Annotated in this window: 8 protein-coding genes; all 8 read right to left on the reverse strand. The window is 51.8% G+C overall.

The window, feature by feature from the left end; translation table 11 throughout:
• Window positions 1-350: 350 nt before the first annotated feature.
• Complete coding sequence (gene rpoC / locus CNE01S_RS21115) at window positions 351-4,571, reverse strand: DNA-directed RNA polymerase subunit beta' (RefSeq protein WP_061278314.1); 4,221 nt, start codon at window positions 4,569-4,571, stop codon at window positions 351-353.
• A gap of 75 nt (window positions 4,572-4,646) precedes the next feature.
• Entirely contained in the window at window positions 4,647-8,675 is a 4,029-nt protein-coding gene (rpoB, locus tag CNE01S_RS21120) for a DNA-directed RNA polymerase subunit beta (protein WP_061278316.1), read from the reverse strand.
• Between the two features lie 326 nt (window positions 8,676-9,001).
• Window positions 9,002-9,367, reverse strand: coding sequence for a 50S ribosomal protein L7/L12 (gene rplL / locus CNE01S_RS21125; protein WP_038476789.1), 366 nt, complete (start codon window positions 9,365-9,367; stop codon window positions 9,002-9,004).
• A gap of 66 nt (window positions 9,368-9,433) precedes the next feature.
• Window positions 9,434-9,931, reverse strand: coding sequence for a 50S ribosomal protein L10 (rplJ, locus tag CNE01S_RS21130; RefSeq protein WP_002438625.1), 498 nt, complete (start codon window positions 9,929-9,931; stop codon window positions 9,434-9,436).
• A gap of 298 nt (window positions 9,932-10,229) precedes the next feature.
• Window positions 10,230-10,937 carry a 50S ribosomal protein L1 gene (rplA, locus tag CNE01S_RS21135; protein ID WP_008460148.1) on the reverse strand — a complete coding sequence of 236 codons (708 nt, stop codon included), beginning with the start codon at window positions 10,935-10,937 and terminating at the stop codon, window positions 10,230-10,232.
• A 3-nt stretch (window positions 10,938-10,940) separates the two neighbouring features.
• Window positions 10,941-11,369, reverse strand: coding sequence for a 50S ribosomal protein L11 (rplK, locus tag CNE01S_RS21140; protein ID WP_008460147.1), 429 nt, complete (start codon window positions 11,367-11,369; stop codon window positions 10,941-10,943).
• 154 nt (window positions 11,370-11,523) lie between these two features.
• Window positions 11,524-12,069 carry a transcription termination/antitermination protein NusG gene (gene nusG, locus CNE01S_RS21145; protein WP_002438628.1) on the reverse strand — a complete coding sequence of 182 codons (546 nt, stop codon included), beginning with the start codon at window positions 12,067-12,069 and terminating at the stop codon, window positions 11,524-11,526.
• A gap of 1 nt (window position 12,070) precedes the next feature.
• Entirely contained in the window at window positions 12,071-12,454 is a 384-nt protein-coding gene (gene secE, locus CNE01S_RS21150; protein WP_008460146.1) for a preprotein translocase subunit SecE, read from the reverse strand.
• Window positions 12,455-12,733 lie beyond the last annotated feature (279 nt).

The raw sequence follows: 12,733 nt of genomic DNA on the forward strand, positions 1-12,733 counted from the left end.
CGTTAATGACCCGAAATGTGACATGATTAGTTATCAATCAATTAGTTAGGTTTTTGACTATATCGATTTTGGATTGTTTATTTTTTGATACATGTAGAGTTTTTCTTCATCAATAACGACTGACAAAAAGAAAAAAGGATGTTGGAAATCGGAGGTTAATTAATTGATGAGCAATAAAGAATAAAATGTTAATAACATGATTCATAAATTGAGATAAACGTCATACGCACGAAGGCAATGACTTCCAGAGAATTAAATCGCCATGATGCAGAATGGAAGCGCTGTTTTACCAATGTCAGGCATAAAAAAACCCGCCGAAGCGGGTTTTTTATTTCAGGCGTATAGCACGATTACTCGTCGTTACCGCCCAGGCCTGCGTTCAGCAGCTCTGCCAGGCTGGCAGAAGCGTCTTCAGCAGTCACCTGAGGTGCCGCAGGGATTTCACCCGCTGCACGGCGACGCATACGATCCTGGTGGTACGCATAACCGGTACCGGCCGGGATCAGACGACCCACGATAACGTTCTCTTTCAGGCCGCGCAGTTCGTCGCGTTTGCCCGCAACGGCTGCTTCGGTCAGCACTCGAGTGGTCTCCTGGAACGATGCCGCGGAGATGAAGGACTCGGTTGCCAGAGAGGCTTTGGTGATACCCAGCAGATCGCGCATGTAAGTCACGTTGATCTTGCCGTTCGCATCCAGTTCGCGGTTAGCGATCTTAATGCGTGAGTATTCAGCCTGCTCGCCTTCCAGGAAGTCGGAGCTGCCTGCGTTAACGATGGTTGCTTTACGCAGCATCTGACGAACGATAACTTCGATGTGTTTATCGTTAATCTTAACGCCTTGCAGACGGTAAACGTCCTGTACTTCGTTAGTGATGTAACGAGTTACAGCGTACACGCCACGCAGACGCAGGATGTCGTGCGGAGACTCTGGACCATCGGAAACTACGTCACCACGTTCAACACGCTCGCCTTCGAACACGTTAAGCTGACGCCATTTCGGAATCATCTCTTCGTACGGCTCGCTACCGTCTACCGGGGTGATAACCAGACGACGTTTCCCTTTGGTTTCTTTACCGAAGGAAATGATGCCGCTGATTTCAGCCAGGATTGCCGGCTCTTTCGGACGACGGGCTTCGAACAGGTCCGCAACGCGTGGCAGACCACCGGTAATATCCTTGGTACCGCCGGATTCCTGAGGAATACGCGCCAGGGTGTCACCGGAGCTGATCTGAATGCCATCTTCCAACTGAACAATCGCTTTACCCGGCAGGAAGTACTGAGCCGGCATATCGGTGCCTGGGATCAGAACATCGTTGCCTTTAGCATCAACGATTTTCAGAGCAGGACGCAGGTCTTTACCACCCGCAGTACGCTCAGCGGAATCCAGAACGACCAGAGAAGACAGACCGGTCAGCTCGTCGGTCTGACGAGTAATGGTCTGGCCGTCAATCATGTCAGTGAAGCGGATGAAACCACTTACTTCGGTGATAACCGGCATGGTGTGTGGATCCCAGTTTGCTACGGTTTCACCGCCGGCAACCTGCTCGCCATCACCTTTCGCCATAACAGCACCGTAAGGCACTTTATAGCTCTCTTTGGTACGACCGAATTCGTCGATCAGTTTCAGCTCGGTGTTACGAGAGGTCACAACCAGTTTACCGCTGGAGTTCACAACCGACTTCGCGTTGCTGAGCTTGATGCTACCTTTGTTCTTAACCTGAATGCTGGATTCAGCAGCAGAACGGGATGCCGCACCACCGATGTGGAACGTACGCATCGTCAGCTGTGTACCAGGTTCACCGATGGACTGTGCCGCGATAACCCCGATAGCTTCACCTTTGTTGATGATGTGACCACGTGCCAGGTCGCGACCGTAGCAGTGTGCACACACGCCAAAGTCAGTTTCGCAACCTACTACGGAACGGACTTTCACGCTGTCAACAGAGTTAGCTTCCAGTAGGTCACACCACTGTTCGTGCAGCAGCGTGTTGCGTGGAACCAGGATATCAGCAGTGCCCGGCTTCAGAATGTCTTCAGCAGTCACACGGCCCAGTACGCGGTCACGCAGCGGCTCTTTAACGTCGCCACCTTCGATAACCGGCGTCATGGTGATGCCTTCCAGGGTGCCACAATCGTCTTCAGTGACGACCAGATCCTGGGCAACGTCTACCAGACGACGAGTCAGGTAACCGGAGTTCGCCGTTTTCAGTGCGGTATCCGCCAGACCTTTACGAGCACCGTGAGTGGAGATGAAGTACTGGAGTACGTTCAGACCTTCACGGAAGTTCGCGGTGATTGGCGTTTCGATGATGGAGCCATCTGGCTTAGCCATCAGACCACGCATACCGGCCAGCTGACGAATCTGCGCTGCAGAACCACGAGCACCGGAGTCGGCCATCATGTAGATGCTGTTGAAGGAAACCTGCTGTTCTTCGACACCGTCACGGTTAATCACGGTTTCGGTTTGCAGGTTATCCATCATCGCTTTGGATACACGATCGTTCGCCGCAGCCCAGATATCGATAACTTTGTTATAGCGTTCACCAGCGGTAACCAGACCGGACTGGAACTGTTCCTGGATCTCAGCAACTTCGGCTTCCGCTTCGCTGATGATCTCGTGTTTTTTCTCCGGGATGACCATGTCATCAATACCAACGGATGCACCTGAACGCGCTGCATAAGCAAAGCCGGTGTACATCGTCTGGTCCGCAAAAATAACGGTCGGTTTCAGGCCCAGAATACGGTAACAGGTGTTCAGCATCTTAGAGATTGCCTTTTTACCCAGCGCCTGGTTGACGATGGAGAAAGGCAGGCCTTTCGGTACGATCATCCACAGAATCGCACGGCCAACGGTCGTGTCGATCAGGCTGGTTTTCGCAACGAATGTGCCCTGAGCATCTTTTTCGTATTCGGTGATACGCACTTTAACGCGCGCATGCAGAGAGGCCAGGCCAGCGCGATAAATACGCTCAGCTTCTTTAGGGCCAGTCAGCACCATGCCTTCGCCTTTGGCGTTAACACAGTCACGGGTCATGTAGTACAGACCCAATACAACGTCCTGAGAAGGAACGATGATTGGCTCGCCGTTCGCTGGGGACAGGATGTTGTTGGTAGACATCATCAGCGCACGCGCTTCCAGCTGAGCTTCAAGCGTCAGCGGAACGTGTACTGCCATCTGGTCACCATCGAAGTCGGCGTTATAGGCCGCACAAACCAGCGGGTGCAGCTGGATAGCTTTACCTTCGATCAGAACAGGTTCAAATGCCTGGATACCCAAACGGTGCAGAGTTGGTGCACGGTTCAGCAGTACCGGGTGTTCGCGGATAACTTCGTCCAGGATATCCCAAACGACAGCTTCTTCACGCTCAACCATTTTCTTAGCAGCTTTGATGGTGGTCGCGAGGCCACGCAGTTCCAGCTTGCCGTAGATGAACGGTTTGAACAGCTCCAGTGCCATTTTCTTCGGTAGACCGCACTGATGCAGACGCAGGTATGGACCTACGGTGATAACAGAACGACCGGAGTAGTCAACACGTTTACCCAACAGGTTCTGACGGAAACGACCCTGCTTACCTTTGATCATGTCGGCCAAAGATTTCAGAGGACGTTTGTTAGAGCCGGTGATGGCACGACCGCGACGGCCGTTATCCAGCAGGGCATCTACCGCTTCCTGCAGCATACGTTTTTCGTTACGTACGATGATATCTGGCGCAGCCAGATCCAGCAGACGCTTCAGACGGTTGTTACGGTTGATAACGCGACGGTACAGATCGTTCAGATCTGAGGTTGCGAAACGACCACCATCCAGCGGTACCAGCGGACGCAGATCTGGCGGCAGAACCGGCAGAACGGTTAGGATCATCCACTCTGGTTTGTTACCAGACTGAACGAACGCTTCCAGCAGCTTGATACGCTTGGTCAGCTTTTTACGTTTAGTTTCGGAGTTGGTTTCGTTCAGCTCTTCGCGCAGAGTTTCACACTCTTGCTCCAGATCCATGCTCTTCAGCAGGGCCTGAATAGCTTCCGCACCCATCTTCGCGTCGAATTCGTCACCGAACTCTTCCAGCGCATCCAGATACTGCTCTTCAGTCAGGATCTGACGACGCTCGAGGTTGGTCATCCCGCCTTCGATAACAACATAAGATTCGAAGTACAGTACGCGCTCGATATCACGCAGCGGCATATCCAGCAGCAGGCCGATACGAGATGGCAGAGACTTCAGGAACCAAATGTGGGCAGTTGGAGAAGCCAGTTCGATGTGACCCATACGCTCACGACGAACTTTAGTCTGGGTAACTTCTACGCCACACTTCTCACAAATCACACCACGGTGTTTCAGGCGCTTGTACTTACCGCACAGGCACTCATAGTCTTTTACTGGCCCAAAAATACGGGCGCAGAACAGACCGTCACGCTCAGGTTTGAACGTACGGTAGTTAATGGTTTCCGGCTTTTTAACTTCACCGAAAGACCATGAACGGATCATGTCTGGCGAGGCCAGAGCAATTTTGATCGCATCAAACTCTTCGGTTTTAGTTTGCGCTTTCAGAAACTTTAATAAGTCTTTCACGGATTTGCTCCCGTCGGAGTTAGCACTCTGTGATGCCCGGCGTTAGCCGGGCACCCTGGACCTTTTGAGCAACGATTACTCGTCTTCCAGCTCGATGTTGATACCCAGCGAACGGATTTCTTTCAACAGTACGTTGAAGGATTCCGGCATGCCCGGTTCCATCTGATGGTTGCCATCCACGATGTTTTTATACATCTTGGTACGGCCATTCACGTCATCAGACTTAACGGTCAGCATTTCCTGCAGGGTATAGGCAGCGCCATATGCTTCCAGCGCCCACACTTCCATCTCACCGAAGCGCTGACCACCGAACTGAGCCTTACCACCCAGCGGCTGCTGAGTAACCAGGCTGTAAGAACCGGTAGAACGCGCGTGCATCTTGTCATCAACCAGGTGGTTCAGTTTCAGCATGTACATGTAACCTACGGTTACCTGACGCTCAAACTGCTCACCGGTACGGCCGTCGAACAGGGTAATCTGGCCAGAAGATGGCAGACCGCCCAGTTGCAGCAGCTCTTTGATTTCCGACTCTTTTGCACCGTCGAATACCGGAGTAGCAATCGGCATACCTTTTTTCAGGTTTTCAGCCAGGCGCAGAACTTCATCGTCGGTGAAGGTGTTCAGATCAACCTTCTGACGAACGTCTGTACCCAGGTCATACGCTTTCTGGATGAATTCGCGCAGTTTGGCGACTTCCTGCTGCTGTTTCAGCATGGCGTTGATCTTCTCGCCGATACCTTTCGCAGCCATACCCAGGTGGGTTTCCAGAATCTGACCGATGTTCATACGAGATGGTACGCCCAGCGGGTTCAGTACGATGTCTACCGGCGTGCCGTTCTCATCATATGGCATATCTTCGATCGGGTTGATCTTGGAGATAACACCTTTGTTCCCGTGACGACCTGCCATCTTGTCACCAGGCTGGATCTGACGTTTAACGGCCAGATACACTTTCACGATTTTCAGCACACCAGGTGCCAGGTCATCGCCCTGAGTGATTTTGCGGCGCTTAGCTTCGAGTTTCTTCTCAAACTCGTGCTTCAGCTCGTCGTACTGCTCTGCCAGCTGCTCCAGCTGGTTTTGCTTATCTTCGTCGGTCAGACCCAGTTCCAGCCAGCGGTCACGCGGCAGTTTGTCGAGCTTGTCAGCTTCAACGCCACCGGAAACCAGTACGGCATAGATACGGCTGAACAGACCAGCTTCGAGGATTTGCAGTTCTTCGGACAGGTCTTTCTTAGCCTGCTTCAGCTGCATCTCTTCGATTTCCAGCGCACGTTTGTCTTTTTCCACGCCATCGCGGGTGAAGACCTGAACGTCGATGACGGTACCGGAAACGCCGTTTGGTACGCGCAGGGAAGAGTCTTTAACGTCAGACGCTTTCTCACCGAAGATTGCGCGCAGCAGCTTCTCTTCTGGTGTCAGCTGAGTTTCACCTTTCGGCGTAACCTTACCAACCAGAATGTCACCGCCGGTCACTTCAGCACCGATATACACGATACCGGATTCATCCAGTTTGGAGAGCGCAGCTTCACCCACGTTAGGGATGTCGGCGGTGATCTCTTCCGGCCCCAGTTTGGTGTCACGAGACACACAAGCCAGTTCCTGAATGTGGATGGTAGTGAAACGGTCTTCCTGAACAACACGCTCGGATACGAGGATGGAGTCTTCGAAGTTGTAACCGTTCCATGGCATGAACGCCACGCGCATGTTCTGGCCAAGCGCCAGCTCACCGAGGTCGGTAGACGGGCCGTCTGCCAGCACGTCGCCACGTTCGATTGGTTCGCCCAGGGACACACACGGCATCTGGTTGATGCAGGTGTTCTGGTTAGAACGGGTGTACTTAGTCAGGTTGTAGATGTCGATACCCGCTTCGCCTGGGTACATCTCGTCTTCGTTAACTTTGATAACGATACGGGAGGCATCAACGTACTGAACGGTACCGCCACGTTTAGCTACGGCGGTAACGCCGGAGTCAACGGCTACAGCACGTTCCATACCGGTACCAACCAGCGGCTTGTCAGCACGCAGAGTTGGAACCGCCTGACGTTGCATGTTCGCACCCATCAATGCACGGTTGGCGTCATCGTGTTCCAGGAACGGGATCAGGGACGCACCGACGGAAACCACCTGCTGGGTGGAAACGTCCATGTAGTCAACCTGGTCGTTGCTGAACAAGCTGGATTCGCCTTTGCTACGGCAGGTAACGAGGTCGTCTACGAAACGGCCTTCTTCGTTCAGGTTGGTGTTCGCCTGAGCGATAACGTAGTTACCTTCTTCAATAGCAGACAGGTAATGAATTTCGTCGGTCACAACGCCGTCAACAACGCGACGATACGGAGTCTCAAGGAAGCCGTATTCGTTAGTCTGTGCGTACACAGACAGGGAGTTGATCAGGCCGATGTTTGGACCTTCTGGGGTTTCGATTGGACACACACGACCGTAGTGGGTTGGGTGTACGTCACGTACTTCGAAGCCCGCACGCTCACGAGTCAGACCGCCTGGGCCCAACGCGGAGATACGACGTTTGTGCGTGATCTCAGACAGCGGGTTGTTCTGGTCCATGAACTGAGACAGCTGGCTGGAACCGAAGAACTCTTTCACTGCTGCGGAGATAGGCTTGGCGTTGATCATATCCTGAGGCATCAGGGTATCCAGATCGCCCAGGGACAGACGCTCTTTCACCGCACGCTCAACACGTACCAGGCCAACGCGGAACTGGTTTTCCGCCATTTCGCCTACGGAACGGATACGACGGTTGCCGAGGTGGTCGATATCATCCACTTCGCCCTGGCCGTTACGAATACCGATCAGCTTGCGCATAACTTCGATGATGTCATCTTTGCTCAGGATACCGGAGCCTTCGATTTCATCACGCAGCAGAGAACGGTTGAACTTCATACGACCAACCGCGGACAAGTCATAGCGGTCTTCGGAGAAGAACAGGTTCTCGAACAGGCTTTCCGCAGCTTCACGCGTTGGTGGCTCACCAGGACGCATCATACGGTAGATTTCAACCAGCGCGCTCAGGCGGTCATTGGTTGGATCGACGCGTACGGTCTCGGAGATGTATGCACCATGATCAAGATCGTTGGTGAACAGCGTTTCAATGCGCTTGTGGCCTGACTGGCTCAGCTTGGCCAGCAGGTCCAAAGACAGTTCCATGTTCGCCGGGCAAATCAGTTCGCCGGTAGAAGCATCAACGTAGTCTTTAGCCGCAACTTTACCGGCGATGTACTCAACAGGAACTTCGATATGTTTGATATCGTCTTTTTCCAGTTGGCGAATATGGCGCGCGGTGATGCGGCGGCCTTTTTCAACGTACACTTTGCCGTCAGCTTCGATGTCGAAGGAAGCGGTTTCGCCACGAAGGCGTTCCGGTACCAGCTCCATCTGCAGCTTGTTGTCACGGATTTCGAAATTAACTTTCTCAAAGAACAGGTCAAGGATCTGCTCAGTGGTGTAGTTCAGTGCGCGTAGGATGATGGTCGCAGGCAGTTTGCGGCGACGGTCAATACGCACGAACAGGTTATCTTTCGGGTCGAATTCGAAGTCCAGCCAGGAACCACGGTAAGGAATGATACGTGCGTTATACAGTACCTTCCCTGAAGAGTGGGTCTTACCTTTGTCACTGTCGAAGAACACGCCCGGGCTACGGTGCAGCTGAGAAACGATTACGCGCTCAGTGCCGTTGATAACGAAGGTCCCGTTGTCGGTCATGAGCGGAATTTCGCCCATGTACACTTCTTGTTCTTTGATGTCTTTAACGGTGCCTTCCGGCGCTTCGCGCTCGTAGATCACCAGACGCAGTTTTACACGCAGCGGAGCAGAATACGTCACGCCACGGATTTGACATTCTTTAACGTCAAATACAGGTTCGCCCAGGCGATAGCTCACATACTGCAGCTCGGAATTGCCGCTGTAGCTTGCAATCGGGAATACGGAGCGGAAAGCCGCTTCCAGACCGTACTGACCTTCGGGATCTTGCTCGATGAACTTCTGGAACGAGTCAAGCTGGATAGAAAGGAGATAAGGAATGTCCAGTACTTGTGGACGCTTTCCAAAATCCTTACGAATACGTTTTTTCTCGGTATAGGAGTAAACCATTAGGGTTCCTCAGCTCGCTGACAAGTCGACCCATCTGCCCGTCGGAAGGGGCAGTTTATGCAACACTATTTTGTGGATCGGAAAGTGGAACACTTCCCGCAATACTTGTTTCTATCACTCTTAAACCATTTCGTTACGCTTTGCCCCGGAACTCCCGGCGCGAAAAGACGCAATATATTAAGGCGTCGATAGGAACAAACATTGGGAGGTAATCAGCGGTCAAACAGCGTGAAACGCCACTGATACCCTACAGCGCAAAAAGGCTGGTGACTAAAAAGTCACCAGCCATCAGCCTAATTTCTCAGGCTGCAACCAGAAGGGTTGGCTTATTTAACTTCAACTTCAGCGCCAGCTTCTTCCAGAGATTTTTTCAGAGCTTCAGCGTCATCTTTGCTGATGCCTTCTTTCAGAACGGCATTCGGGGTTTCTGCCAGGTCTTTAGCTTCTTTCAGACCCAGACCAGTTGCGCCACGAACCGCTTTGATTACGGCAACTTTGTTAGCGCCAGCAGCTTTCAGAATAACGTCGAACTCAGTTTTCTCTTCAGCAGCTTCAGCTGGGCCAGCAGCAACAGCTACAGCAGCAGCAGCAGAAACACCGAATTTTTCTTCCATTGCAGAGATCAGTTCTACAACGTCCATTACGGACATAGCGGATACTGCTTCAATGATTTGATCTTTAGTGATAGACATTTAAATTGTTCCTGAATATCAGAATAAGTTTATACGTAAGCGAATACTTGATAAAGAGAACTGCGATTAAGCAGCTTCTTTTGCATCGCGTACAGCAGCCAGAGTACGAACCAGTTTGCCAGCCGAAGCTTCTTTCATGGTTGCCATCAGGCGTGCAATTGCTTCTTCGTAGGTCGGCAGAGTTGCCAGGCGGTCGATTTGGGACGCCGGGATCAGCTCACCTTCAAAGGCAGCGGCTTTGACCTCAAATTTTGCATTCGCTTTAGCGAACTCTTTGAACAGACGAGCTGCAGCGCCCGGGTGTTCCATAGAGTATGCAATCAGGGTCGGACCAACGAACGCGTCTTTCAGGCACTCAAACTGAGTACCTTCAACAACACGGCGCAGCAGGGTGTTACGAACAACACGCATGTAAACGCCGGCTTCGCGACCTGCTTTACGCAGTTCGGTCATTTTGTCAACAGTAACGCCACGGGAATCCGCAACTACTGCAGACAGCGCGCCTTTGGCTACTTCGCTGACTTCAGCAACAATCGCTTGTTTGTCTTGAAGATTTAAAGCCATTAGCTTTTGCTCCTGGGTTTTAGCCGGGACATAAGTCCCGGAACTCACTTCGCGCTTAACCACAATGGAAAAACGCGTCTACATACGGTGAGCAGAAACAAGCTAAAGACTATCTAAAAATATTCTTCAGGTTCTGTCACCGTCTACGCAGGCAATTAAGTCTCTTGCGAAACACCTGCGGTCTTGGACGGAGGCCTGGATAAGGCCAGGCTCCAACCGAAAATTCATTGTGTTCTGTATTAACAGAACAACGGGCGTAAGATATTAGACTAATCTTTCGCCCGCGTAAAGGCGATTATTAGTTCGCCACAGCCGCGGTCAGACCGGACTGATCAACGGCAACACCAGCACCCATGGTGGTGGAGATGCTAACTTTCTTGATGTACACGCCTTTCGCCTGAGATGGTTTTGCTTTTTTCAGCGCAACCAGCAGAGATTCCAGGTTTTCTTTCAGTTTGTCAGCGTCAAAGTCCACTTTACCGATGGTGGTGTGGATGATGCCGTTTTTGTCGTTACGGTAACGAACCTGACCCGCTTTAGCATTTTTAACTGCTTCAGCAACGTTAGGGGTTACGGTACCAACTTTCGGGTTTGGCATCAGGCCGCGTGGACCCAGAACCTGACCCAGCTGGCCAACAACGCGCATTGCATCTGGAGATGCGATAACAACGTCGAAGTTCATTTCGCCTTTTTTGATCTGGTCAGCCAGATCTTCCATACCTACCAGCTCTGCGCCAGCAGCTTTAGCTGCTTCAGCGTTAGGGCCCTGAGCAAATACGGCTACGCGAACGGAACGGCCAGTACCGTGTGGCAGTACAGTTGCACCACGTACGTTCTGGTCAGATTTACGAGCGTCGATGCCGAGGTTAACAGCAACGTCAACGCTTTCTACGAATTTAGCAGTGGCCAGCTCTTTCAGCAGAGCAATAGCTTCGTTGATGTCATACTGCTTAGTTGCATCAACTTTGTCACGGATCACGGACATGCGCTTGGTCAGTTTAGCCATTTCTTAGTCCTCCACTACCAGGCCCATGGAACGTGCAGTACCTTCAATGGAGCGAGTCATCGCTTCAATGTCGGAACCAGTCATGTCGGCAGCTTTGGTCTGCGCGATTTCCTGCAGCTGAGCGCGGGAAACTTTACCCACTTTGTCTTTGTTCGGCTTACCGGAACCAGACTTGATACCAGCCGCTTTCTTCAGCAGAACTGCTGCTGGAGGGGTCTTGGTAACGAAAGTGAAAGAACGGTCAGCGTAAACGGTAATAACAACCGGGATTGGCAGACCTTTTTCCAGGGATTCAGTTTTTGCGTTGAACGCTTTACAGAATTCCATGATGTTCACACCCTGCTGACCCAGAGCTGGACCAACTGGTGGACTTGGGTTCGCCATACCAGCTGCAACCTGCAGCTTGACGTAGGCTTGTACTTTCTTAGCCATTCTAAAATCCTCTGATTGGGTAATAGCGCCTCAAGGAGGCTCCCCGTGAATAAACGTCTTATGTGTACACGACACATAAAAACAAAAGGCGCGAAATTGTATGTCAATTTCGCGCCCTGTGCAATCAATAATCGCTGCTTAAACGATCAAATCATCAGGCTTTCTCAACCTGAGCAAAATCCAGTTCAACCGGCGTTGCACGTCCAAAGATGGAAACGGAAACCTTCAGGCGGCTCTTCTCGTAATCCACTTCTTCCACTACACCGTTGAAGTCCGCAAACGGACCATCGCTAACGCGGACCATTTCACCTGGTTCAAACAGCGTTTTCGGACGCGGCTTATCACCCACCTGCTGCAGGCGGTTCATGATCGCATCAACTTCTTTATCGCTGATTGGTGCTGGACGATCGGAAGTCCCGCCGATGAAACCCATTACACGCGGAACGCTACGCACCAGGTGCCAGCTTGCGTCGTTCATCACCATCTGGACCAGAACATAGCCAGGGAAGAATTTACGTTCGCTTTTACGACGTTGGCCGCCACGGATTTCAACAACCTCTTCGGTTGGAACCATGACTTCGCCAAACAGCTCTTCCATGTTGTGGAGTTTGATATGCTCGCGCAGCGACGTGGCTACACGACCTTCAAAACCGGAAAACGCCTGAACGACGTACCAACGCTTTTTAGGGGCTTCAGACATCTCAGAACCTCAGGCCAGTAATAAAAGATACCAGGCGGACCAGAATACCATCCAGCCCCCACAAAATCAGTGACATCACAGCGGTAACCGCGGCCACGATTAAAGTGGTGTGCAGAGTTTCCTGGCGAGTAGGCCAAATCACCTTGCGTACTTCAGTTCTCGCTTCGCGAGCAAAGGCTACGGTTGCTTTGCCTTTTACCGTCAGCAGTGCAACACCACCTGCCGCTGCAATCAGAATTACCACAGCCAGTGCACGAAGCGGCAGAGTGATATCACGATAAATGTAGTTGCCCACGATTGCCACGAGCAGCAAAACGACTACTGCCAGCCACTTCATCGCTTCGAGGCCACGCCCGCTCCCTTGAGCTTCGGTATTCGCACTCATAAACCAACCTGTCACAATAAATCAGACAAACATTTTTGCCCCGCGCAGGCGAGGCAACCAAACCGAATGGTTCTTTTCAGGCACTATCCGGCATAAACGCCATCTTCAGAGCCTGTCTCAGCAATGATTATCGGTAAAAAATCACTGATGAGCCAGGTTCTGGTTCGAAAGCGTACAAAAAGGGCATCAAATGATGCCCTCTTCTTGCGCATTGCGTCAAATGTTATCAGCGATTAAGCGATAACTTTAGCAACAACGCCCGCACCAACGGTACGGCCA

Source organism: Cedecea neteri NBRC 105707 = ATCC 33855, from assembly GCF_001571265.1.
Lineage (GTDB): Bacteria > Pseudomonadota > Gammaproteobacteria > Enterobacterales > Enterobacteriaceae > Cedecea > Cedecea neteri.